23 protein-coding genes and 2 tRNA genes are annotated in these 24,465 nt (G+C 50.0%); 15 read left to right on the top strand and 10 right to left on the bottom strand.

Features of this window, described 5'->3' with window-relative positions; genetic code table 11:
* Positions 1 to 31 precede the first annotated feature (31 nt).
* The 13 genes from ftsH to pnp all read left to right on the top strand — a co-directional run bounded on the left by ftsH (position 32) and on the right by pnp (position 13,706).
* Positions 32 to 2,023: an ATP-dependent zinc metalloprotease FtsH gene (ftsH, locus tag XMM383_RS08560; RefSeq protein ID WP_173494990.1), complete on the top strand. Its 1,992-nt coding sequence runs from the start codon at positions 32 to 34 to the stop codon at positions 2,021 to 2,023.
* 56 nt (positions 2,024 to 2,079) lie between these two features.
* Positions 2,080 to 2,949 carry a dihydropteroate synthase gene (folP, locus tag XMM383_RS08565; protein WP_173494991.1) on the top strand — a complete coding sequence of 290 codons (870 nt, stop codon included), beginning with the start codon at positions 2,080 to 2,082 and terminating at the stop codon, positions 2,947 to 2,949.
* Between the two features lies 1 nt (position 2,950).
* Positions 2,951 to 4,300 (top strand): phosphoglucosamine mutase, encoded by a 1,350-nt coding sequence (gene glmM, locus XMM383_RS08570; RefSeq protein ID WP_173482973.1) that lies wholly within the window; start codon positions 2,951 to 2,953, stop codon positions 4,298 to 4,300.
* Positions 4,301 to 4,377: 77 nt separating this feature from the next.
* The gene (gene secG, locus XMM383_RS08575; protein ID WP_173480239.1) at positions 4,378 to 4,740 is read left to right on the top strand and encodes a preprotein translocase subunit SecG; all 363 of its coding nucleotides are present in this window, start codon (positions 4,378 to 4,380) and stop codon (positions 4,738 to 4,740) included.
* A gap of 7 nt (positions 4,741 to 4,747) precedes the next feature.
* A tRNA-Leu gene (locus tag XMM383_RS08580) sits at positions 4,748 to 4,832 on the top strand.
* A gap of 45 nt (positions 4,833 to 4,877) precedes the next feature.
* Positions 4,878 to 4,954 (top strand) — tRNA-Met (locus XMM383_RS08585).
* A 235-nt stretch (positions 4,955 to 5,189) separates the two neighbouring features.
* On the top strand, positions 5,190 to 5,645 hold the full coding sequence (gene rimP, locus XMM383_RS08590) for a ribosome maturation factor RimP (protein ID WP_173480240.1): 456 nt from the start codon (positions 5,190 to 5,192) through the stop codon (positions 5,643 to 5,645).
* A 32-nt stretch (positions 5,646 to 5,677) separates the two neighbouring features.
* Entirely contained in the window at positions 5,678 to 7,171 is a 1,494-nt protein-coding gene (gene nusA / locus XMM383_RS08595) for a transcription termination factor NusA (protein WP_173480241.1), read from the top strand.
* Positions 7,172 to 7,199: 28 nt separating this feature from the next.
* The gene (gene infB / locus XMM383_RS08600; protein WP_173494992.1) at positions 7,200 to 9,707 is read left to right on the top strand and encodes a translation initiation factor IF-2; all 2,508 of its coding nucleotides are present in this window, start codon (positions 7,200 to 7,202) and stop codon (positions 9,705 to 9,707) included.
* 8 nt (positions 9,708 to 9,715) lie between these two features.
* Entirely contained in the window at positions 9,716 to 10,096 is a 381-nt protein-coding gene (gene rbfA, locus XMM383_RS08605) for a 30S ribosome-binding factor RbfA (RefSeq protein WP_173480243.1), read from the top strand.
* A 1-nt stretch (position 10,097) separates the two neighbouring features.
* The gene (gene truB, locus XMM383_RS08610; protein WP_173480244.1) at positions 10,098 to 11,042 is read left to right on the top strand and encodes a tRNA pseudouridine(55) synthase TruB; all 945 of its coding nucleotides are present in this window, start codon (positions 10,098 to 10,100) and stop codon (positions 11,040 to 11,042) included.
* Between the two features lie 102 nt (positions 11,043 to 11,144).
* The gene (gene rpsO / locus XMM383_RS08615; RefSeq protein WP_173480245.1) at positions 11,145 to 11,414 is read left to right on the top strand and encodes a 30S ribosomal protein S15; all 270 of its coding nucleotides are present in this window, start codon (positions 11,145 to 11,147) and stop codon (positions 11,412 to 11,414) included.
* 180 nt (positions 11,415 to 11,594) lie between these two features.
* Positions 11,595 to 13,706, top strand: coding sequence for a polyribonucleotide nucleotidyltransferase (gene pnp, locus XMM383_RS08620; protein ID WP_173482972.1), 2,112 nt, complete (start codon positions 11,595 to 11,597; stop codon positions 13,704 to 13,706).
* A 362-nt stretch (positions 13,707 to 14,068) separates the two neighbouring features.
* On the opposite strand, the gene XMM383_RS08625 is transcribed toward pnp, so the two are convergent.
* The 3 genes from XMM383_RS08625 to rsuA are packed head-to-tail and all read right to left on the bottom strand — an operon-like array spanning position 14,069 to position 16,484.
* A complete protein-coding gene (locus XMM383_RS08625) occupies positions 14,069 to 14,752 on the bottom strand; it encodes a YciC family protein (RefSeq protein ID WP_173480247.1) in 684 nt (227 codons plus the stop codon).
* A 6-nt stretch (positions 14,753 to 14,758) separates the two neighbouring features.
* Positions 14,759 to 15,793 (bottom strand): methyltransferase, encoded by a 1,035-nt coding sequence (locus tag XMM383_RS08630; protein WP_173494993.1) that lies wholly within the window; start codon positions 15,791 to 15,793, stop codon positions 14,759 to 14,761.
* Positions 15,786 to 16,484: a 16S rRNA pseudouridine(516) synthase RsuA gene (gene rsuA / locus XMM383_RS08635; protein ID WP_173482970.1), complete on the bottom strand. Its 699-nt coding sequence runs from the start codon at positions 16,482 to 16,484 to the stop codon at positions 15,786 to 15,788. The genes XMM383_RS08630 and rsuA overlap by 8 nt, the downstream gene beginning before the upstream one ends.
* A gap of 122 nt (positions 16,485 to 16,606) precedes the next feature.
* On the opposite strand from rsuA, the gene XMM383_RS08640 reads away from it, so the two are divergent.
* A complete protein-coding gene (locus tag XMM383_RS08640) occupies positions 16,607 to 17,440 on the top strand; it encodes a 6-carboxytetrahydropterin synthase (protein WP_173494994.1) in 834 nt (277 codons plus the stop codon).
* Here XMM383_RS08640 and panC read toward each other — a convergent pair.
* From panC to dksA, 6 genes are all read right to left on the bottom strand, one after another.
* Positions 17,437 to 18,285: a pantoate--beta-alanine ligase gene (gene panC / locus XMM383_RS08645; RefSeq protein ID WP_173482968.1), complete on the bottom strand. Its 849-nt coding sequence runs from the start codon at positions 18,283 to 18,285 to the stop codon at positions 17,437 to 17,439. The two genes, XMM383_RS08640 and panC, sit on opposite strands and share 4 nt — an antisense overlap.
* A gap of 3 nt (positions 18,286 to 18,288) precedes the next feature.
* Complete coding sequence (gene panB / locus XMM383_RS08650; protein WP_173482967.1) at positions 18,289 to 19,083, bottom strand: 3-methyl-2-oxobutanoate hydroxymethyltransferase; 795 nt, start codon at positions 19,081 to 19,083, stop codon at positions 18,289 to 18,291.
* 35 nt (positions 19,084 to 19,118) lie between these two features.
* On the bottom strand, positions 19,119 to 19,601 hold the full coding sequence (folK, locus tag XMM383_RS08655; protein ID WP_173494995.1) for a 2-amino-4-hydroxy-6-hydroxymethyldihydropteridine diphosphokinase: 483 nt from the start codon (positions 19,599 to 19,601) through the stop codon (positions 19,119 to 19,121).
* 1 nt (position 19,602) lies between these two features.
* Complete coding sequence (gene pcnB, locus XMM383_RS08660; RefSeq protein WP_173482965.1) at positions 19,603 to 21,036, bottom strand: polynucleotide adenylyltransferase PcnB; 1,434 nt, start codon at positions 21,034 to 21,036, stop codon at positions 19,603 to 19,605.
* Positions 21,037 to 21,422: 386 nt separating this feature from the next.
* Positions 21,423 to 22,292 (bottom strand): tRNA glutamyl-Q(34) synthetase GluQRS, encoded by an 870-nt coding sequence (gene gluQRS / locus XMM383_RS08665; RefSeq protein ID WP_173494996.1) that lies wholly within the window; start codon positions 22,290 to 22,292, stop codon positions 21,423 to 21,425.
* A gap of 49 nt (positions 22,293 to 22,341) precedes the next feature.
* Positions 22,342 to 22,773, bottom strand: a complete 432-nt coding sequence (gene dksA, locus XMM383_RS08670; RefSeq protein WP_173480256.1) for an RNA polymerase-binding protein DksA — start codon at positions 22,771 to 22,773, stop codon at positions 22,342 to 22,344.
* A gap of 171 nt (positions 22,774 to 22,944) precedes the next feature.
* On the opposite strand from dksA, the gene XMM383_RS08675 reads away from it, so the two are divergent.
* Positions 22,945 to 24,117, top strand: a complete 1,173-nt coding sequence (locus tag XMM383_RS08675) for an aminotransferase class I/II-fold pyridoxal phosphate-dependent enzyme (RefSeq protein WP_173480257.1) — start codon at positions 22,945 to 22,947, stop codon at positions 24,115 to 24,117.
* Here XMM383_RS08675 and XMM383_RS08680 read toward each other — a convergent pair.
* The gene (locus tag XMM383_RS08680) at positions 24,114 to 24,428 is read right to left on the bottom strand and encodes a Rieske 2Fe-2S domain-containing protein (protein WP_173480258.1); all 315 of its coding nucleotides are present in this window, start codon (positions 24,426 to 24,428) and stop codon (positions 24,114 to 24,116) included. The two genes, XMM383_RS08675 and XMM383_RS08680, sit on opposite strands and share 4 nt — an antisense overlap.
* Positions 24,429 to 24,465: the final 37 nt, after the last annotated feature.

Here is a 24,465-nt window from a genome sequence, read left to right on the forward strand (position 1 = left end):
TTAGTTTATAGAGGGTAAGAAGTTGAACGATATGGCAAGAAATTTGGTGCTATGGTTAGTGATTGCAGCCGTACTGCTAACCATCTTTAATAATTTTAGCGCCGAGACCGAGAGCGGCCGCCTGAGCTACTCTGACTTTGTGGCAGAGGTTCAATCAGGCCGTATTGAGCGTGTGACGGTTGATGGTTTTACCATCGAAGGTGTGCGTCAGAATGGCGATCGTTTTGAAACCGTTCGCCCAGCGATCTCGGATCCCAAGCTGATTGATGACCTTCTAGAGCACAATGTCGTCGTTGAAGGCAAAATGCCTGAGCAGCAGAGTCTATGGCAGCAGCTGCTCGTCGCGACCTTCCCGATTCTTATCATCATTGCCATCTTCATGTTCTTTATGCGTCAAATGCAGGGCGGTGCCGGCGGTAAAGGCGGCCCTATGTCTTTCGGTAAATCGAAAGCGCGCATGATGAGTGAAGATCAGATCAAAACAACCTTCGAAGATGTCGCAGGTGTAGAAGAGGCCAAAGAGGAAGTTGCTGAGTTGGTCGACTACCTTCGCGATCCAGGTAAATTCCAGCGTTTAGGTGGCCATATCCCTCGTGGTGTCCTAATGGCAGGTAACCCTGGTACCGGTAAGACGCTGCTTGCTAAGGCGATTGCTGGCGAAGCTAAGGTGCCTTTCTTCAGTATTTCCGGTTCTGACTTCGTTGAGATGTTTGTCGGTGTCGGTGCGTCACGCGTGCGTGACATGTTTGATCAAGCTAAGAAACATGCGCCTTGTATTATCTTCATCGACGAGATTGATGCGGTCGGTCGTTCACGTGGTGTCGGTCTTGGCGGTGGTAATGACGAGCGCGAACAGACGTTGAACCAGCTTCTTGTCGAGATGGATGGTTTCGAAGGCACTGAGGGTATCATCGTGATCGCGGCAACCAACCGTCCCGATGTGCTTGACCCTGCTCTGCTACGTCCAGGTCGTTTTGACCGTCAGGTGCACGTTGGTCTGCCTGATATTCAAGGTCGTGAAAAAATTCTTAAAGTCCACATGCGCAAAGTTCCGCTGGGTGATGATGTTAAGCCTGAGTTGATTGCGCGTGGTACGCCGGGCTTCTCGGGTGCTGATTTGGCTAACCTGGTTAACGAAGCAGCCCTGTTTGCCGCACGCGATAGCCGTCGCACTGTCGGTATGGAGCAGTTCGAGAAAGCGAAAGATAAGATCATGATGGGTGCTGAGCGCCGCTCTATGGTCATGTCTTACAAAGAGCGTCTGAATACGGCATTCCACGAGGCAGGTCACGCGATTGTCGGTCGTCTGATGCCTGAGCATGATCCTGTCTACAAAGTGTCTATCATCCCGCGTGGTCGTGCGTTGGGTGTGACGATGTTCCTTCCTGAAGAGGATCGCTACTCGTTCAGTCGTCAGGGCATTATCTCGCAAATCTGTTCGCTTTACGGTGGCCGAATTGCGGAAGAGATGACACTGGGTAAAGAGGGTGTAACAACCGGTGCCTCAAACGATATTCAGCGTGCGACTCAGCTTGCGCGCAACATGGTGACGCGTTGGGGTCTGACCGATGAGTTGGGTCCACTGCTCTACGGTGATGAAGATGATGATCCATTTGGTCGCGGCATGGGGCAGCCATCTAAACCGATGTCGGGTGAAACTCAGAACAAGATCGATGCCGAAGTTCGCAAAATCATCGATGAGTGCTACCAGAAGGCTTACCAAATTCTGACGGATAACCGTGATATCCTTGACTCAATGTGTGAAGCGTTGATGACCTACGAGACGATCAGCAGCGATCAAATTGATCAGTTGATGGCGCGTCAAGAGGTGACTCCGCCAGAGGGTTGGAACGACTCTCAAGAGCGTGTTGATGCAGTCAAAGAGGAAGAGGCGGCTAACAGTTCTGAGGCTGAGTCTGATGTGCCAGAGGTAGATCAGGATGATCAGGCGTCTCACTCTAATGAGGGTCAGACAGGTTGGGGCGATCCTCAAGATGATCAAAAAGATGAGCCCAAACAGTAAGTCGTGATTCACAAAAGCCCTCACTCGTGAGGGCTTTTTCGTTATTTGTAGAGTGTATGAATAAAGGTAGAAATGTGACGCAGCTACAGTGTGCCGGTCGAGTGCTGGATCTCTCTAAAACGCAGGTAATGGGTATTCTTAATGTGACGCCTGACTCCTTTTCGGATGGCGGTCACCTCTATCAACACTCTGCGCTCTCTATCGATAAAGCGCTCCAGCATGCCCAGCAGATGGTTAACGACGGCGCGACGATTGTTGATATCGGCGGTGAATCGACTCGCCCTGGTGCCGCTGAAGTCAGTGAGCAGGAGGAGATGGATCGTGTATTGCCGGTTCTGGAACGAATCAATGCCGAGATCGATGTGGTGGTCTCTATCGATACCAGCTCTGCTAAATTGATTTCAGAATCGGCTAAGCTAGGGGCTGGTCTCATTAATGATGTTAGAGCGCTTGGGCGTGAAGCCGCGCTAGAAGCTGCTGCGAAAACGGATCTGCCAATCTGTCTGATGCATATGCAGGGCAGCCCTGCGACAATGCAGCGACAGCCAGAGTATGCCGATGTGGTCTCTGAGGTGATGGATTTTCTCGATCAGCAGTTGAGTCGATGTGTGGCTGCAGGGATTGCGAAACAGCGATTGATCGTAGATCCCGGTTTTGGGTTTGGCAAAACCTTGCAACATAATTTACAGTTACTCAATCGCTTGGATAAATTATTGGACTTAGGCGTGCCAGTGTTATCGGGCACCTCTAGAAAAACCATGGTGGGCCAGGTGCTTAATCGTGAGGCTGACCAGCGACTCTTTGGTAGTCTTGCAACCGTTGCGCTCGCGGTTGAGCGCGGTGCAAAAATTATTCGTGTGCATGATGTTTTAGCAACCGTCGATATGGTTCGTATGACGGAAGCCGTTTTAAAGGAAGGGATCTAAATTGGGTCGTCGTTATTTTGGTACAGATGGTATTCGTGGACAGGTAGGAACCTTTCCTATCACCCCAGATTTTGTGTTGAAGCTCGGTTGGGCTGTGGGTCGTGTGTTTGCCCGTGAAGGACGTAGTAAAGTCCTGATTGGCAAAGATACTCGAATCTCCGGTTATATGTTTGAGTCGGCGCTTGAGGCAGGCCTGTCTGCCGCCGGTGTTGATGTGTTATTGCTAGGCCCTATGCCAACGCCAGCGATCGCTTACCTAACTCGTACCTTCCGCGCTGATGCCGGTATTGTGATCAGTGCATCGCACAACCCCTATGACGACAATGGTATTAAGTTCTTCAGCTCGGCGGGCACTAAGCTGCCAGATGATGTCGAAGAGCGCATTGAAGCCCAGCTTGATCTGGCTATGACTACGGTTAGCTCAGCCGAATTAGGCAAGGTTCGTCGAGTCAATGATGCCGCTGGGCGATACATAGAGTTCTGTAAATCGACTGCCGCGGGTTGTTTGAATTTAGCGGGCCTTAAGGTTGTCGTTGATTGTGCCAACGGCGCTGGTTATCACATTGCGCCTAAGGTCTTTGCTGAGCTAGGCGCTTCAGTCATCGAGATTGGTACCGATCCAGACGGCCTAAATATTAACGAGCAGTGTGGTGCGACGGCGCCTGCAGCACTTCAAGCTAAAGTGCTCGAAGCAGAGGCAGACCTGGGTATTGCATTAGATGGTGATGCCGATCGATTGATTCTTGTTGACCATAAGGGAGAGATCGTCGATGGCGATGAGATCCTCTTCATCATTGCCCAGGCGTTACAGCAGAGCGGTGAGTTGCAGGGCGGTGTCGTTGGTACGCTGATGACTAATCTTGGTTTAGAGCAAGCGCTGGCAAAAATGGATATTCCCTTCGTGCGAGCTAAAGTGGGCGATCGCTATGTATTAGAGCAGCTCGCAGAGCACGACTGGAATTTGGGTGGCGAAGGGTCAGGTCACATTGTCTGTCGTAATATTCTACCGACGGGTGATGCGACCATTGCCGCTGTTCAGGTGCTTAAAGCGGTCGCGCAGTCAGGCAAAACGATTAATCAGCTGAAGCACGGTATGCAAAAACTACCGCAGAAGATGATCAACGTGCGCTTGGCTAAGAAGGTAGATATCGCATCTTCGCCAGCCGTGGCAGAGCATGTTGCAGCAGCCGAGGCGCGTTTGGCTGATCGTGGTCGCGTATTGCTACGTCCCTCCGGGACTGAGCCTGTGGTCCGTGTTATGGTTGAAGGCTCCGATCTTGATGAGGTGGATCAGGTCTGTGAGACACTGGCGGGGCAGGTTGAAAAAGAGCTGCAGGCGCTTGTATCTTGACGGGTGCTCGGGTAAGATTTGCGCCTCTTTTAAATGGCACCCCTGTTTTCGGTGCGTAATTAAGGTTTAAAGCTAGAATGGAAACCATCGTTCTTATCATTCACGTATTGCTTGCAGCAGCGGTTATCGGCCTGATTCTTATTCAGCAGGGTAAGGGTGCAGAAGCGGGTGCGTCATTTGGTGGTGGTGCCTCTCAAACTGTTTTCGGTAGCCAGGGTAGCGGTAGCTTCCTAGGTCGCGTTACAGCCATTCTTGCTGCGGGTATCTTTGTAACCAGCTTCGTTTTGGCTGTGTTCGCGAAAGAGAAAGCCGCGTCTGTTGGTGATGCAGGTATCCCTGATGCTGCAACGATTGAAGCGGCTGCCCAGGTTGAGCAAGCGTCAACAACGGAACTGCCTGTTGTGTCGGAATCAGAGATTCCAACAGCAGGAGACAACTAAAAGTTTAGCCCAGGTGGTGGAATTGGTAGACACGCTATCTTGAGGGGGTAGTGTCTTAGGACGTGCCGGTTCGAGTCCGGCTCTGGGCACCAAGTTGTAAACGCAGTGGGTGAAGCGTAAAATTTACCTGTTTTTGATGCGGGGTGGAGCAGCCTGGTAGCTCGTCGGGCTCATAACCCGAAGGTCGTCAGTTCAAATCTGGCCCCCGCTACCAACTTTACGTTGGGTATTTGTGAAAATCCTGAAGACTAGTTTTGACGGGTTTTTACTACCACTTTTAGGATGTTACATCCTTGTTTGGTAAGCCCCTTTATGGGGCTTTTTCGTAGCTATTTGATGGCCGCGTCCAAACAGAAGACAGTGATATCTGCCTTCCGTACATGGTGGTAGATAAGTCAAAAATGGGTCTATATGACCCATTTTTTGTTTTTGAAATTTATAGGTGAACAGTGTCAGCAAAATTAAAGCTGTTACAAGAGTTGATTGATCCAGTTGTGCAGGGCTTAGATTTGGAGCTTTGGGGGCTGGAGTACAACGCGTCAGGTAAAAATAGCCTGTTGCGTATCTATATAGATGGCCCTAACGGAGTGTCGGTCGATGACTGTGCGCGCGTTAGCCAGCAGGTGAGTGCTGTGATGGATGTAGAAGACCCCATCTCAGAGAACTACACCCTTGAAGTCTCATCCCCAGGGATGGATCGTCCCCTTTACACTCTAGAGCAATTCGCTGCGTATGCTGGCCATACGATTCAACTGCGTCTGCGCTCGCCGTTTGAGGGGCGTCGCAAGTTTAAAGGGATTCTTAACGGCATCGAAGGCGAAGATGTGCTTTTGGTCGTTGATGATCACGAATATTTATTACCGCATGACCTGATCGATCGGGCCAATGTGGTGCCGCAATTTTAATCCGCTTTGACTATTAGGAGCGAAGAACTGATATGAATAAAGAGATTCTACTGGTTGCTGAAGCCGTCTCTAACGAAAAAGATGTCCCGAAAGCGGTCATCTTTGAGGCGATTGAAGTCGCGCTGGCAACAGCCACTAAGAAGCGCTACGACGAAGAAGCTGATATCCGAGTGGTTATCGACCGTGCAACGGGCGATTATGACACCTTCCGCCGTTGGTTGGTTGTGGATAACGAAGCGGTTCCTGCACTGGGTACCGAGTTGACCATGCAAGAGGCAGAAGAGATCGACACTAATCTGCAGCCTGGTGATTACCACGAAGAGCAGGTTGAGTCGGTTGCATTCGGTCGTATCGCAGCTCAAACAGCGAAGCAAGTTATCGTACAAAAAGTCCGTGAGGCTGAGCGCGCTAAAGTAGTTGATCTTTACCGTGATCGCCAGGGCGAATTGATCGCGGGTACTGTTAAGAAAGTGACTCGCGACAATGTGATTGTTGATCTGGGTAACAACGCAGAAGCACTTCTGCCACGTGAAAACCTACTACCTCGTGAAATCTTCCGTATGGGTGAGCGTGTTCGCGCGGTGCTTCAAGAAGTTCGTTCTGAAGGTCGCGGCCCACAGCTTATCCTTAGCCGTACTTCAAACGAGATGTTGATCGAACTCTTCTCTATCGAAGTGCCAGAGATCGCCGAGCAGATGATTGAGATCCGTGCAGCGGCTCGTGATCCAGGTGCTCGCTCTAAGATCGCTGTTAAGACTCAGGATCGTCGTCTAGATCCTGTAGGTGCCTGTGTTGGTATGCGCGGTGCGCGTGTTCAAGCCGTCTCTGATGAGTTGGGTGGTGAGCGTGTCGATATCATCCTTTGGGACGACAACCCTGCGCAGCTTGTGATCAATGCAATGGCGCCTGCTGAAGTCGCTTCGATCGTTATGGACGAAGAGACTCACTCAATGGACGTCGCGGTTGATGAAGATGCTTTGGCGATGGCGATCGGTCGTGCCGGTCAGAACGTTCGTCTAGCAGCAGAGTTGACTGGTTGGGAACTGAACGTGATGAGCGAAGCGGAAGCGGCGTCTAAACACGAGTCTGAAGTGGGTAAAACAGTGGATCTGTTCATCAAGCACCTTGATGTCGACAGCGACCTTGCTGAGATCCTAGTTGCTGAGGGCTTCACCACGCTTGAGGAAGTTGCCTACGTACCGGCTAACGAAATGCTTGAGATCGAAGAGTTTGACGAGGAGATCGTTGACGCCCTTCGTGAACGCGCAAAAGATGCACTGCTTAACCTTGCAATTGCAGGTGAAGAGCAACTTGGCGATGTAGAGCCAGCAGAAGACCTCCTAACTATGGAAGGTATGGAACGTACCCTAGCGTACACATTAGCAAGCCGTGGTGTGGTTACCATGGAAGATCTTGCAGAACAGTCTATTGAAGAGCTGCTAGACATTGAAGGCATGACCGAAGAGCGCGCAGGTGAGTTGATTATGACAGCGCGTGCACCTTGGTTTGCAGAAGATCAGCAGTAATTAGACAACGGAAAAGGAGAACCCATTTATGGCAGAAGTAACGATTAAACAGCTTGCCGATGTGGTTGGTGTATCCGTTGAGCGTTTGTTAACACAGATGCAGGAAGCGGGAGTCGAAGGTAAATCCAACGATTCAACTGTCACAGAGATAGAGCGTCAGCAGCTATTAGCCCATTTGAAACGCAGTCACGGCGAAGATGCCGATGACGTTGGCGCACCGAAGAAGATCACGCTTAAGCGTAAGACAACCTCTACGCTGAAAGTGGGCGGTGCCGGCAGTCGTAAAACCGTTAACGTTGAAGTGCGTAAAAAGCGTACCTACGTGAAACGTACAGAGATTGAACAGGCTCCAGAAGCTCCAGCAGTGGAAGAGACTCCAGTGGCAGCGCCTGAACCACAGGTTGAAGCACCGGTCGTTGAAGCGGCACCAGAGGTGGCGGTTGAAACGGCTGCAGAGCCTAAAGTGGAAGCGCCAAAAGCAGAAGTTAAAGAGGCCGCTGAACCGGTTAAAGTTGAAGAGCCTAAGCCTGAGCCAGTGGTTGAAACGCCGGTTGAGAAGAAACCAGCTGCGGAACCTAAAACTGAAAATCCTCGCAACAAGAACAAGCAGCGCGATGAGCGCCGTAACAACCAGCGTGATAACGACGATCGTCGTAAGTCGAAAGGTCGTGGTAATGGCACGCTGAACGCTCGTCCGGGTAAAGGCGGTAAGCCAGGTCGTGGTAAGCCAATACGTCAAGGCGATAACCAGCACGGCTTTAAAGAGCCGACGACTGCGATTGTTCATGAAGTCTCTATTCCAGAGAGCATCACGGTTGCTGATCTGGCTAAGAAGATGTCGATCAAAGCGGCTGAAGTGATCAAGGTGATGTTCAAGATGGGTGCGATGGCAACCATCAACCAGCCAATCGACCAAGATACTGCGATCCTTGTGGTAGAAGAGATGGGCCACAAAGCGGTGCCTATGGTAGAGAACGCGATCGAAGATGAGTTGATGGAGTCGGTAGCCGCTCACAGCGGTGAGTCTGTGACACGTGCTCCGGTCGTTACCGTTATGGGTCACGTTGACCACGGTAAAACATCCCTGCTCGATTACATCCGTTCAACACGTGTAGCTTCTGGCGAGTCTGGCGGTATTACCCAGCACATCGGTGCTTACCACGTTGAGACTGACAACGGCATGGTGACCTTCCTAGATACTCCTGGACACGCCGCGTTCACCGCTATGCGTGCCCGTGGTGCCTCTTTGACGGATATCGTTGTTCTAGTAGTTGCCGCAGATGATGGTGTGATGCCACAGACTGAAGAGGCGGTTCAGCACGCTAAAGCGGCTGGTGTTCCTCTTGTTGTTGCGGTCAACAAGATCGATAAAGAGGAAGCGGATCCAGATCGAGTTAAGAACGAGCTGGCTCAACGTGATGTTATTCCTGAAGATTGGGGCGGCGATGTTCAGTTCTGTCCAGTCTCTGCTAAAACAGGTCAGGGCATTGATGAGCTGCTTGAAGCGATCCTTCTTCAATCAGAAATTCTTGAGCTTGAAGCAGTTCCAGATGCGCCAGGTACAGGTGTTGTCGTTGAATCACGTCTAGATAAAGGTCGTGGTCCGGTTGCTACGCTACTGGTTCAAAACGGTACCCTTAAGCGCGGTGATATCGTACTAGCTGGCCTTCACTACGGCCGTGTACGTGCGATGCTTGACGAAAACGGCAAGCCGCTAGAAGCGGGTGGTCCTGCGATTCCTGTTGAGATTCAAGGTCTAGACGGAACGCCAGATGCAGGTGAAGACTTCACCGTAGTATCCACCGAGAAGAAAGCGCGTGAAATCGCTCTATTCCGTCAGGGTAAATACCGTGAAGTTAAACTGCAGCGTCAGCAACAGGCGAAACTTGAGAACCTATTCTCGAACATGGAAGCGGGTGAAGTTAAGTCGCTTAACATCGTCCTTAAGACCGACGTTCGAGGCTCTCTAGAGGCGCTGACTAGCTCACTAGAAGATCTCTCTACCGATGAAGTAAAAGTGAACATCGTCTCTGGCGGTGTTGGTGGTATCGGTGAAACCGATGCTAACCTTGCGTTGGCCTCCTCAGCGATCCTAATCGGCTTTAACGTTCGTGCAGACGCTCAGGCGCGTGCGATTGTTGAGCGTGAAGAGATGGAGCTTCGCTACTACAGTGTTATCTACGACATCATCGATGACGTGAAACAGGCGATGAGTGGTCTACTCTCTCCTGAGTTCAAAGAGGAGATTGTTGGTATTGCTGAAGTTCGTGATGTCTTCCGTGCGCCTAAGATCGGTGCGGTTGCCGGTTGTATGGTTATCGAAGGTACAATCTTCCGTAATAAACGCATCCGTGTCCTACGTGATAACGTCGTTATCTACGAAGGTGAGCTTGAGTCACTGCGTCGCTTTAAAGACAACGTCAACGAAGTTCGTCAGAACATGGAGTGTGGTATCGGCGTGAAGAACTACAACGATGTTAAAGTCGGCGACCAGATTGAGGTTTACGACACAGTTGAAGTTCAACGTACCATCTAAGAGGTTGTATGGCTCGCGATTTTAAACGCACAGACCGAGTAGGGGACCAGATCCAGCGTGATTTGGCGACCCTTATTCAGCGTGAGATTAAAGATCCACGCATTGGAATGGTGACGATTAACCACGTCAAAGTAGCGAAAGACTTAGGCTATGCGGATGTCTACATTACCGTTCTCCCACTGGGTGAACAGGATGAGGCGGAAGCGACCAAGCAGAGTCTAGAGGTGCTTAAGCAGGCTGCAGGTTTCCTTCGTGCTGAACTGGCAAAAGGCATCTCACTGCGTGTCATGCCGGCGTTACGTTTCCATTATGACGAGAGCATTCATCGCGGTCGTCACCTAACGAGCTTGATCGAGAAGGCTCGCCGTCTCGAAGATAACGAGGGCTAACATGGCTCGACGTAAAAAAGGACGCCGCATTGACGGCGTCTTTTTGCTTGATAAGCCTCAGGGCATCAGCTCGAATGCTGCCCTGCAGAAGGTAAAACGTCTGTATGACGCAGCGAAAGCGGGTCACACAGGCGCACTAGACCCTCTAGCTACCGGTATGTTGCCCATCTGTTTGGGTGAAGCGACTAAGTTTTCACAGTTTCTTCTCGATTCTGATAAGCGCTATATCACAACGGCAAAGCTAGGGGTTCGCACTGACAGCAGTGATGCTGATGGCGAAGTGATCGAAACTAAGCCTGTTCCTGAGTTAGATCGAGACGCGTTAAACGATCTGATTCAAGCCAAATTCTCTGGCGAAATCGAACAGGTTCCATCGATGTTCTCGGCCTTAAAGCACAATGGCCAGCCGCTTTACAAGCTGGCGCGCAAAGGTGAAAAGGTCGAAGTTAAGCCGCGTCAGGTATGCATTTACGAGATCAAACTGCTGGATCTGCGTGCTGATGAGATTGATCTTGAGGTGCACTGTTCTAAAGGCACCTATATTCGCTCCATCGTCGAAGACCTAGGTCTGGCACTTGGCTGTGGTGCGCATGTCAGTATGTTGCGACGGCTTGCCGTGGCTACCTACGATCGAAGCGCAATGCTGACACTCGAACAGTTGAATGAGATTGCACAACATCGTGAGTCAGATCAGTCGTTAGAGTGCATACAAATGCGTTTAGATGCGCTATTATTGCCGCCCTGGAGTGCAGTGGAGTCATTGCCTTCAATCGAATTACCCGCAGATTTAGCAAATCGTCTTCTGCAGGGGCAACGTTTAGGGGAGTTATTCTCAGAGCGCGGCCTCGTCAGACTCTTTGCTGAAGAGCGATTCTTAGGTATGGCTGAAGTGGATGATGAGGGGCGATTACGCGCTCGTCGACTACTCGATACCTCTGAAAACTGATTTACCCTCAAGGGTATGACGCTTCACTGAAAATATGCTCGGTGTTGCGCGACTTAACCCGCAGTCTAGGCTGTGTGCATATTGCTAATAGGAGATAAAACAATGGCATTGTCTGTTGAAAAGAAAGCTGAAATCGTTGCAGCGTACGGTCGTGGTCAGAACGATACTGGTTCACCAGAAGTTCAAGTTGCCCTTCTAACTGCAAACATTGAAGGCCTTCAGGGTCACTTCAAAGCGAACAAGCAGGATCACCACTCACGTCGTGGTCTAATTCGTATGGTTAACCAGCGTCGTAAGCTGCTGGACTACCTTAAGAAGAAAGATGCTACTCGCTACGTTGAGTTGATCGGTCGTCTAGGTCTTCGTCGCTAAGAGCTAGATACCCAGTTAGGGCCATACTTAGTATGGCCCTTTCTACTTTTAAACCCTCCGCAAAACCAAATGATCTGACAGCCTGTACTCACTTGAGTTTACTGAATTCAACTGAGTACTGGCTTTAAAAGAGTGAAGATCAGGGGACGCGGAACATAGTTAATTACTAGGAGTTAATCGATGTTTAACACGGTTACTAAAACGTTCCAGTTCGGTAATGACACCGTAACGATCGAAACTGGTAAGGTCGCTCGTCAGGCGACTGGTGCAGTTATGGTTACTGTTAACGAAAAGACACAGGTTCTGTGTACTGTCGTTGGCGCAAAAACAGCGAAAGAGGGACAAGACTTCTTCCCACTTTCAGTGCACTACCAAGAGAAATACTACGCAGTTGGCCGTATCCCTGGTGGCTTCTTCAAACGTGAAGGCCGTCCAACTGAGAAAGAGACACTAACGTCTCGTCTAATCGACCGCCCAATTCGTCCACTGTTCCCTAAAGGGTTCATGAACGAAGTTCAGGTGGTGTGTACTGTGGTCTCTTCTGATAAGAATGTTGATCCAGATATCGCTGCAATGATCGGTACCTCTGCAGCACTCACCATCTCTGGTATCCCATTTGTTGGCCCAATCGGTGCAGCACGTGTGGGCTTCACGGAAGATGAAGGTTACATCCTTAACCCAACCTACGAAGCGCTAGCAAACTCTGAACTAGACATGGTCGTAGCGGGTACCAACGAAGCGGTACTGATGGTTGAGTCAGAAGCGAAAGAGCTTAGCGAAGATGAGATGCTAGGTGCGGTTCTATTTGCTCACCAAGAGATGCAAGTGGTTATCAACGCCGTTAACGAATTTGCCGCTGAAGCCGCTAAACCTAAGTGGGATTGGCAGCCAGCTGCTAAAAACGAAGCGCTGACTGATGCGATTACTGCTGCATTCGGTGCACAGGTTGAAGCAGCCTTCCAAGTAGCAGACAAGATGGAGCGTCAAGACACGCTTAAAGCACTTCGCGATGCCGCTGTAGAGCAGTTTGCAACAGGTGAAGAGGGCGCACCAGGCGCTGGTGAAGTCTCTAAAGTATTCGCGTCTATCGAGAAAGCAACTGTACGTGAACGTATCCTTAGCGGTCAGCCACGTATTGACGGTCGTGACGGTAAAACCGTTCGTCCAATCGAAGTGGAAGTGGGTGTTCTTAAAAACGTACACGGTTCAGCTCTGTTCACTCGTGGTGAAACTCAGGCAATCGTTACTTGTACACTGGGTACAAGCCGTGACGTACAGATCATCGATGCGCTTGAAGGCGAGCGTCGTGATCCATTCATGCTTCAGTACAACTTCCCTCCATACTCTGTTGGTGAAGCTGGCCGTATGGGTGGTGCAGGTCGTCGTGAAATCGGTCACGGTCGTCTGGCTCGTCGTGGTGTCTCTGCGGTACTTCCAACTCAGGAAGCCTTCCCATACACCATGCGTCTTGTTTCTGAGATCACTGAATCAAACGGTTCATCATCAATGGCCTCTGTCTGTGGCTCTTCACTTGCCATGATGGATGCGGGTGTACCAGTCAGTTCAGCAGTTGCCGGTATCGCAATGGGTCTGGTTAAAGAGGGCGATCGTTTCGCTGTCCTAACCGATATTCTGGGTGACGAAGACCACCTAGGTGATATGGACTTTAAAGTAGCAGGTACCGAAGCCGGTGTTACAGCACTGCAGATGGATATCAAGATCACGGGTATCACTGAAGAGATCATGGAGATCGCTCTAGAACAGGCACTGGACGCTCGTGTTCACATCCTACGTGAGATGGCGAAAGTGATCGGTTACGCTCGTCCAGAACTGGCTGACCACGCTCCTGCCATGACTCAGCTTAAAGTGAACCCAGAGAAGATCCGCGACGTTATCGGTAAAGGTGGTGCAACTATCCGCTCTATTACTGAAGAGACAGGCGCTTCAATCGATCTAGATGACGACGGTACTGTTCGTATCTACGCAGACAACAAAGCAGCTTCACAAGCAGCTGTTGACCGTGTTGTTGCGATCACTGCAGAAGCAGAGATCGGCAAGATCTACGAAGGTAAGGTTGTTCGCATCGAAGAGTTCGGCGCATTCGTTAACATTCTTCCTGGTAAAGATGGTCTAGTACACATTTCACAGATCGCTAAAGAGCGCGTGAACGCAGTAACTGACTACATCAACATGGATGACGTCATTAAAGTTAAGGTACTGGACGTCGATAACCGCGGCCGTATCAAGCTTTCAATGAAAGATCTTGAAGAGGACGAAACTGCAGAGAACTAATCACTGCTGATTCGCACTAAAAAAACCGCCTTTATGGCGGTTTTTTGTTGGTTCCATATCGAAGATGTGGCGATCTTTGCGGTGACTGGCCTTCAGCCTGTCATCCGCAGGTAGGCTTTACTCCTTTTCTGGAAAACGCTAAGAAAGCAGATGACAGGCTAAAGCCAGTCACTGGAGCGCTGATCTAGCTACGCAGTAGGGTGACTGGCCTTCAGCCTGTTACCCGCTGTTGAAATCGATCGGGGTTTCAGCAGAGCTGAATTCCCTCCTACAATAGGACTTCGCGATAAGCCCGCAACGGAGTCCTACTGTAGGAGCGAATTGCCCCGAAGGGCAAACCGCGAAAAGATGCTCCAACACCATTAGAGAACCGAAGGTTCATCCTCAACCGGTTCTTTGTCACGCCATGCGCGGTAGACGCGATAGGCGTAGATGGTGCCTAGGACATTTAGGAAGTCTAGGGTGACTGAGATCAGCATCGAGATCATGCTGCTTGGATCGACCATCGGCGATAGGATCACCTCTAGAATGAACAGGCCACCAAAGATCAGAGCCAGACCTTTGAACATGGTCCAGAACAGGCCGTCAGTGCCTTCCCAGCTCTCTTTCATCGAGTCGATTGGCCCTTTACCTTCAATGACACAGATGGCGTTAGCCAGGGCTAAGCGAACGGCTATATAGATACCGGGGGCGATCAGCAACATGAGTCCCAGTGCTGTTACCAATGCCGAAAGCACGAAGGTTAAAAATAGTCTGCCCCAGCAGCGGAATGCCATAAACCAGCTTTGCGTGGTTGTGATCGAACCTCCATCGATGACGGCTTGCATATAGAAGATGGTCGCCGCTAGGTAGATAGGAACAAACAGCATGTCCATACCGGTTAGCAGAATCAGCTGTGCCTGCATGTTGCTCGACTCATCCACTCCGGAAATAGTGCTCATCTGGATGATCATCAGAATGATCAGAAACGGCAGTTGAATGCTCAATAGAGCACTGAAGTTGGAACGGAAGAAGAAAAACGATTGTTGTAGATAATCTTTAGTCATAAAACTCTAGCGCTTAGGCTTAGTCAGTAAATAGGTGCAAAAATGTCCTGTATCTTGGTCAAGCTCGACAGACTCGAAGTAGCTTGATGCGATACGTTTCAGTGGTACATGCTGGTTCACGACGAAACAGGCTTTCCCCTCTGCTGCTAACAGTCTAGCGGCATTTCTCGAAAAGCGGTCAGTTAAATCGTAATCGATCCCAAAACCACTATGAAAGGGCGGGTTACATAGTATCAGATCGTACTCAGAGGCCAACTCTTCACCGGCATTGGTTAAGCAAACTTCAGCCTGAAAGTTCGCTGCTGCCAAGGTTGCTTGCGTCGCTTTGATTGCTGCTGCGTTATTGTCAGTCGCTGTGATGAAAGATGCTTGGCTACAGGAAGCGAGAGTAAGATAACCTGATCCACAGCCCAGGTCTAACACACGATCGGCTCCAATCGGTAGCTGACGATTGAGGATATAAGGTAGGCGCTCAATCAGCTGCTGGCTACCTTGGTCGATTTTTTTCCAACCATACACACCGGGCTTTGATAGTAGTGAGTATTCACTTACTTTTATAACCTCTCGGACTTGATGATAGTCTTGATCATCTAACGGTGTGCCTGTTGCCTGGCCTACTGTGAGTTCGACCCTCCAGCTATCGCCGCCCAATTTAACCTCAGAGCGATCACCGTTTAGGCATTTTTGGCCATTTTTGGCGTAGCTTTTGATTCCCTCGGATTTATCACCTAATAAGATAAGGCGAGCACCGGGCTTTAACTGCTCTGCCGCCAAATTGATGAGATGATTAACAACCGCCTTCTCTTTGCTAATGCGAAACAGAATAAAATCAGTGGTTAAGTCTGTAGGCCACTCAAAGTCAGAGAGCCTGCATTGCCAGCCTTGAGCGCAAAGTGCTTGCTGCTGATCAAAGCGATTGGTCAGAGCCTGCCAACCGGAGGCGGCTTGAAGTGATTTGGGGTTGAGGTTTTCATCAACAATCAGAAGTCCGTTTGGACTAGCCTGAACCTCCTGATTGATGAGCGATTCGAAGTTAGCCATTAAAGATGCTGGCTACCTCGTCGTCAGTGAGCTCTCGCCACTCACCCTCATAGAGATCATCATCCAGTGCGATCGGTCCAATCGATTCGCGATGCAGCTCTTCTACTTTGTTACCCAGTGCTGCGAACATGCGCTTTACTTGGTGGTAGCGTCCTTCGAACAGCTCCACTCTGGCTACCTGCTCAGAGAGAATCTCTAATTTTGCCGGTTTAGTGAGCTCTTTCTCACCATTAAGCTGAATACCGCGCTCGAATTTCTCGATGTAGCTCTCATCAATCGGGTCTGCCAAGGTCGCTTCATAGATCTTACCCAGCTTATGACGTGGCGAGGTGATACGGTGACACCACTGCCCGTTATCACTGAGCAGTACTAACCCTGTTGTATCAACATCTAACCGACCGGCAATCGTGAGGTTATCGACACGTGGAAGTTCGATAAGGCCCAGCACGGACGCATGATCACCCTCATCGTGTGAGCAGACATAACCCAGGGGCTTATTAAGCATGATGTAGCGATCACGCGGGGCTTCAATTTCGTAGCCGTCCAGAATGACTTCATCCTCATCAGCCACTTTGCGTGCGGGGTTCTTTTCAAGTTCGCCATTCACTCGTACCTCTTCGGCGTGCAGCATACGCTTCACCTCTTTACGAGAGAAACCGGTGGATTGAGCAAGGTACTTATCGAGTCGCATAGGAAGGGTTCACCTGAATTAAGATCATTGCATTATACCGGAGCAACCGATGGCTGCGAACAATCAGGTGATTTCTTATCCCGATTCGCTAAAATAGCTGCACAAACTGTTAGGAGTCGTGTGTGAAGCTATTTGTTGATGATCTTACCCATGTTGATTTTACCTATCTGGACGCGCAACGCGGTCTTGTGGGTGAATCCTGGGCTGTCCGTTTAGAGCTGGACGGCCAATTAAACGATGAGGGGATGATTGTCGATTTTGGCATCGTTAAAAAGCGCGTGAAACAGTGGTTTGATGCTGGCTTAGATCACTCGTTAGTGATTGCTGATAAGACACCTAACCTAAAGGTGACTTTAGCCGAACAGAACACGACTGTGGAGTGGCTCTACCCATCGGGTGAGCCCCTTCGTTGCAGCGCGCCACATCAAGCGTTTGAGATCCTTCCCGTGGATGCGATAGAGCCTGAACCCGTCGCTCGTTGGTGTGAACAGGAGTTATCTGCGATCTTTCCAACGGTCAGTGGTATCAAAGTGACCCTATACCCGGAAGTGATTGACGGTGCCTACTACCATTACACACACGGTCTACAGAAGCATGACGGTAACTGCCAACGTATCGCTCATGGACACCGCTCAAGAATCCACATTCTAGTTGATGGTGAGCGTGATCTAGCACTTGAAGCGCAGTGGGCAAAGCGCTTTGAAGATATCTACATAGGGACAGAAGATCACGTTGTCAGTCGCACTGAACAGTCTGTCGATTTTGCCTACCAAGCACCCCAGGGGACATTCAGCCTAACGCTTCCTACCTCAGTGGTCTACATGATCGACACGGAATCTACCGTGGAGTTGATCGCCAATCACCTGGCGCAAACCATTGCTGCAACCCTACCTGGCAAACAGATTGAAGTGCGTGCGTTTGAGGGGATTGGTAAGGGTTCGATCGCAACGGCTTAGCGATCGAACTCCAGATTATCAATTAGACGAGCGTGACCCAAATAGGCGGCCGCTAAAATCACCAATTGAGTGTCATCCGGTGTCGCCGGCTGAAGCGTATTGCGATTAACGATATGCACGTAATCACGACGGAACCCTGCCTCTTCTAGTGCTTCACTCGCTTTGACCTGTAGCACTGCAAACTCATTGCTACCCGCTTGAACCTGATCACGGATTTGGCTCAGTTGCTGGTAGAGCGCTGGCGCTGCAGCCAGTTCGCTGTCGGTTAGATAACCGTTACGAGAGCTCAGGGCTAAACCTGATTCAGCACGGGCTGTCTCTTCCCCAACAATCTCAATGGGCATCGATAGATCATCGACCATACGGCGGATCACGTGCAGCTGTTGAAAGTCTTTCCGACCAAATACCGCTAGGTCAGGTTGGACCAAATTAAACAGTTTGTTGACGATGGTCGTGACACCGCGGAAGTGTCCGGGGCGGCTAGCACCGCAGTAAAGATTAGAGACTTCTGGTACTTCAACAAAGGTCTGTGAATCACGACCCTTTGGGTAGACCTCTGCCTCAGCTGGCGCAAACAGCAGATCACAGCCAAACTCTTTCAGACTTGCCTGATCCTCTTCAAGGGTGCGCGGGTATCGTTCCAAGTCGTCAGCGTTATTAAACTGTAACGGGTTAACGAAGATCGATGAGACAACAAAGTCTGAAAGCTCGCGAGCCCGAATCAAAAGATTTAAGTGACCTTGATGAAGGTTGCCCATGGTCGGCACGAAGCCGATCTTTTTACCTGCAGCACGTGCTGCAGTGACCGCAGCTCGAAGCTCGGCAATGGTCGTAACGGTTTTCATAGATTATTCGAAACTGTGCTCTGGGCCAGGGAATGTGCCGCTTTTAACGTCGGCAACGTACTGTTCAATCGCCTCTTGGATCGAGCCAGCACCTTCCATAAAGTTTTTAACGAATTTGGGACGCCGTCCAGGTGTAATACCTAGCAGATCATGCATTACAAGCACTTGAGCATCGGTAAGATTACCTGCACCGATGCCAATCACTGGGATGTCGAGGTTTTTAGTGATTTCACAGGCCAGTAGGGTTGGCACACACTCTAACACCAGCATATCTGCGCCTGCGTCCTGTAAGCGCTGAGCGTCCTCAAGCATCAACGTCGCAGCATGATTGTCGCGTCCCTGTACCTTGTATCCACCCAATTTATTGACCGATTGTGGTGTTAAACCTAGGTGTGCGCAGACAGGTACGCCTTGGCGGCTGAGTGCTGAAATGGTGTCAGTTAACCAAGCACCGCCTTCCAATTTGACTATGTGAGCACCTGCACGCATCAGTTTTGCGGCACTCTCTTCCGCTTGCTGAGTGTTTGAGTAGCTCATAAAGGGCAGGTCAGACACGATCAGCGACCCTTGGTTGCCCATAGCCACCGCGCGAGTGTGGTAGGCCATATCGTCAACCGTTACCGGCAGTGTGCTGGATTCACCTTGCAGAACCATGCCCAATGAATCACCGACCAGTATCAGGTCTACGCCAGCACTGCTGGCGACATGGGCGAAGGTTGCATCGTAAGCAGTTAGAACCGCAAACTTCTCTCCCGCCTGTTTTTTCTCAATTAAACGGTGCAGGCTTGGTGTGCTCATTTAATCAGTCTCTCTATTCGATAAGATGCGCACTATTATAGTGCGATTGGTTCCAGTGTGCCCATAGGACATTCCAGCAAAATTTCGCTTAGGTGATCACCATTTGGTAGCACTAAATTGGGTTCAATCTCAGCGAGAGGGTAGAGGACAAAGCTTCTCTCACGCATAAAAGCGTGGGGTACAGTAAGTCGCTCAGTGTTAATGGCTTGATCACCAAAGAGTAAAATATCCAGATCTAAGGTTCTCGGCCCCCAGTGTTGCACTCGAACACGATCATGGGACTGCTCTATCGCTTGCAGTTCATCCAACAGTTGTTCAGCTTCTAAGCTTGTCTCGAGGCAAGCAGCCGCATTGATGTAGTCGGGTTGTCCAGGAGGACCCACTGGGTCGGAGCGATAGAGTCTGGAGTGCTCTACTAGCTTAGAGTTGGGAATCGCCTGAAGTTCTCGCAGAGCGTCAGCCACCTGCTGTAGAGGATTCTCTAAATTGCTGCCCAATCCAATATAGGCGCGAATCATCTTATGACTGCTCTTTTGGCTTACGATTAGGACGGCGACGGCGAGAGCGTTTGCGGCGCTCTTCAGCGGGTATCTGAGGACGAGCATTGGGTTGGCTGTTCTGGTATTCGGTCCACCAACCACTGATTCCGTTAAGATCTTCACCACTCTCTTCACGCAACACTAATAGATCGTAGCCAGCACGGAAGCGAGGGTGCTCCATTAGTTGATCGGCACGATCGCGGCGCATTAGACGGTGCTGCATCTCCCAGATTTCACGAATCGTCGTGGAGAAACGTCTTGGAATGGCAGTCGCTCGGACCTGTTCACCTAGGATCTGATTAGCGGCCTCGTGAAGTCGCTGTAGAGGCGGTAGGTCTTTATGTCCTTCAAGATCACGCATGCGATCCACCAGCGGGTACCAAAGCATCGCTGCAAATAGAAAAGCGGGGTTGACGCTCTTATCCTGAGCAAGACGGCGATCAGTATTGCGTAACGCATTGTTAACGAGCTGCTCGACTGGGTACTCATCGCTACCTAACATGCGATCAGTGGCCGGTAGAAGGTACTTAAATAGATCAAAACGGAGCAGTTGGCGAAGGCAGGCTTCGCCGTAGCCGGTTTGTAATAGCTTAAGTACTTCATCAAACATGCGAGCAGGAGCGACTTTGCTGATCAAGCCACCCAGTTTATGAATCGGTTGGGCGGTGTCGGGGTCGATATCAAAGCTCAGTTTTGCAGCAAAGCGAGCGGCGCGCAGCATGCGAACAGGGTCTTCACGGTAGCGCTCTTCAGCATCGCCGATGATGCGAATGCGTTTTTCCAGAAGATCTGGGTAGCCATTAGCGAAGTCGTAAACGGAGTTGTCTTCAACGTTGTAGTAGAGCGCGTTAATCGAGAAGTCGCGGCGCTTTGCATCCTCTTCGATCGTGCCGTAGACATTATCACGCAGCAGCATGCCAGAGGCGGCCTGTCGTGATTGATCCTTAGAGGTTGAAACGCTGTCGTGTCCGGCACGGAAAGTGGTGACTTCGATGATCTCTCGACCAAAACGGACGTGGACGATCTTGAAGCGGCGACCAATAAGTCGAGCACGGTTAAATAGGGGTTCTGCTTGCTCAGGGGTTGCGGAGGTAGCAACGTCAAAATCTTTAGGGTTTTTGCCGACCAGAAGATCGCGTACACAGCCACCGACTAGATAGCCATCGTAGCCGTTATCAAGCAAACGGTAGACGACACGCATGGCATTGTCATCCAGAGCGTGGCGAGGAATGTTATGGATCGACTCGGGAACAACGCGACGTTCACCTTCCGGCAAAATGGCTGTGACTAGATCATCCGCTTGGGTGTTTTCAATATTGGCTTCAGTGATCGGTGCCGCTTTAGTACGAAGCGCAAAATAGAGGCCAGCAATCGCGGCAATGCCCAAAAGGAACAGAACAATTTGAGAAGTCATTTAAAAACAGTTCGAGTCAAAATACAAAGGCGCTAGTCTACCAGTAGTTAGTAAGAATTAATAACCGGTCTGAAAATGTCTTATATAAAATGAATTTTAGAGGGGTAGGATTTGCGTTTGGGGGTTCGAGCGTGAGGCTGCCACCAATAATTTGGTGTTATTTTTATTGTCCCTTGCGGTGACAGTCCTCACGATCGAGTAATGCTCCATTTTTATTTTTATTCGGAGCAGGTATTTCGTCGGCACCTTTTGCTCTTGTTATTTTTATTTGAGCTAAGTATTGCGCCGTCCTTTCTTGTTGTTGTGGAGCGACTATAGGTAATCCATTAGCTCTATTCAACCCTAAAGTGAAAAAAATTTAACACTTCATACCAAAGTCTAAATAACTAGCTGTTTTTAATAACTTTTGGAACTTTTTGTATATCCCAAACGTCTAGTGCGAACTGAATAAAAGTCTCTACATCGCTCGGTGTATCGCACTTTTCATCAATCTGCCCAAGCCTAACCATCGCCTTTTTAAGTTGTTTAATGATTTCCAATGGTTCTGTTGGCAAGGCGCACGCAAAGGTCTGTTTCGATAGTTTTTGTCCATCAGCGGCTAACACCAACGGCAAATGAGCATATTTCAGCAGAGGGTAGTCCTGTGTGAGCTGCAGTGCTCGCTGTTTATGCGTTTCATCAAGCAGATCTGACCCTCTAACAATGTCAGTCACTCCCTGTTCATAGTCATCCAGTACGACTGCAAGCTGATAAGCAACAATGCCATCACGACGGTAGAGAATGAAATCACCAACCCCTTCTGAAGGAGTCGGCTGAGAGCCTTGAAGGAGGTCATCAAACCCTGAACATTGCTCCACTTTAAATCGGACTGCGGTTGGCTCTTTATTGGCAGGGTGCAGCAAACAGTACCGATCGTAATGCGGTAAGGCGTGCCGACTCTTTAAGTCCGTTCGGCTACAACCACAGCGATATGCCTGCCCTTGAGCGATGAGCGACTGAAAGAGATCAGTGTAGCGATCGATTCGGTCAGTTTGACGCATGACCGTTTTATCCCAATGGAGACCGTAGGCTTCTAGCGCTTCAAGAATCGCCTTTTCATGCGCCTGCTGACAGCGTGGTTGATCAAGATCCTCTATTCGGACTAGCCAAAGTCCATGATGCTTTTTAGCTTCTAGGTAACTGGCCAGCGCGGTTAGCAGTGAGCCTTCGTGAAGAGGGCCTGTTGGAGAGGGGGCGAATCGACCAATGTAGTTCATTGTATGAATATAAAGGACATAAAAAAGCGCGGTACAAACCGCGCTTCTATTATTTGCCTGTCTGCTTTTCTTTTATCTCTGCAAGCGTCTTGCAGTCGATACAGAGAGTTGCCGTTGGTCGAGCTTCGAGTCGGCGAATACCGATCTCTACACCGCAGGCTTCACAATAGCCGAAATCGTCTTCATCGATTGACTCGAGTGCTTTATCGATCTTGCGAATCAGCTTGCGCTCACGATCTCGTGTGCGAAGTTCAAGGCTGAACTCCTCTTCCTGGCTGGCACGATCGGCAGGGTCAGCAAAGTTGCTAGCCTCTTCCTTAAGGTGGTTGATGGTCATATCGACCTCTTCCATCAGTTCGCGCTTCCACTCTTTAAGAATAAGTCGGAAGTGATCCTTCTGCGCATCGTTCATGTACTCTTCTGAGTCTTTGATGTCGTATGGCGCAATGTGAGTAAAAGATTCAGTATTACTGCTTGGCATAGTGTCTGCCTCGTACCCTGTGATTGTATTATTGCTCTCGATTATTGGGTAATACGTTGGATCGAGAGAGTCCGTTTTTTAGTAAGTCAGCGAAGTTACCAGAACAGTATAAAGATGGCTAGTCTCTGTTGGTGTAACAAGTATACTGTGTCGATTCGATCGGGAGGTGATATGTCTAAGAGTTGGAGTCAGCGTTCGCAGTTAATTGAATCCTTTAAAGTGATGGATCTGCTTAAACACGCTCATGCGTTAGCCGATCAGGGGCGCTCTATCATCCATTTAGGGGCGGGCGAACCCGATTTTGGTGCGGCACCCCAGGTGATCGAGGAGGCAAAACGTCTGCTGGACACTACCCCTATGACCTACACACCGGCAGCAGGTATTTCGGCTCTTCGTGAAAAAATTGCAGCCTTTCACCAACAGCGTTACGGGCAGAAGATCGCCGCAGACAATGTGTTAGTCACAGCAGGTGCTTCAGCTGCACTGCAATTGACCTTTGCCCTGTTAGCCAATCGTGATCAAAAGATATTGATGGCCGATCCAGGCTACCCCTGTAATCGTCAATTTTTGCGCATAGTGGAGGCCCAAGCGGTCTCTATTCCCGTGGATCATGAACAGAACTACCAATTAACCGCTGAATTGGTTGAGCAGCATTGGGATGAACAGACTGCAGGCGTTCTTATTGCCTCGCCAGCTAACCCAACCGGAGCGGTCATCGATCCACAAGAGCTTGCCAATATTGCAGCAACGGTCTCTCGTTTAGGTGGCACCTTGGTTGTTGATGAGATCTACCACGGCCTAACCTACGGTGCAGAGACTCCCAGTGCCTTTAGCATCGATACAAACTGCATCGTGATCAACTCGTTTTCAAAATATTTCGGCATGACGGGCTGGCGCTTGGGTTGGTTGGTAGCGGATGCATCAGCGGTGGCTGAAATGGAGAAGATGGCACAAAATCTCTACATTTCTCCCACGACCTTGTCTCAGTATGCTGCGCTCAGAGCATTCGAACCTGATGCGATTGAACTGTTCGAGTTGCGAAGAGAGGAGTTGCAGCAGCGACGTGATCGCCTGTTAGAAGGGCTCAAGCGAATTGGTTTTAAAGTCCCTAGAACGCCAGCGGGTGCTTTTTATATCTATGCCGATGCTTCAGACTTGTGTGATGACAGCTTTAGTTGGTGCTGGGAGTTACTAGAGAGGGCGGGCGTGGTCGCGACGCCTGGTGCCGATTTTGGTGAGTATCAGGCGCACAAATTTGTTCGCTTCGCTTACACCACCTCTTTGGCCAATATCGATGAGGCGCTTAACCGAATTGAACAGTTTGTCAGCGACACTAGAGGTTAAATCGTTAACCTAATATTCCCGTCGATGATTTCAAAGGGGATCGCCTCTAACCGTTCACCTGGGCAGGGGCCCGCAATGCATTCACCCTCGTTTATCGTGAAAAGTGCGCCATGCGTGGCGCATTGGATGAACTGCTTTTCGACATCCAAGAAAGTGTCTGGTTGCCACTCTAGGCGAATTCCGCGATGGGGGCAGCTGTTTTTGAAAATTGAGAGTTGGTCGCCCTGTTTTACAACAAAAAGGGATAGGCCCTCCCGTTCAAAACCACGGCTTTCACCGTCGACTAAATCCGATACACTGCAGAGAATCATGGGTTACACCTAAAATTTTTCCAAATTTTAATGCTTT

Source organism: Marinobacterium sp. xm-m-383 (assembly GCF_013283255.1).
Lineage (GTDB): Bacteria > Pseudomonadota > Gammaproteobacteria > Pseudomonadales > Balneatricaceae > Marinobacterium_E.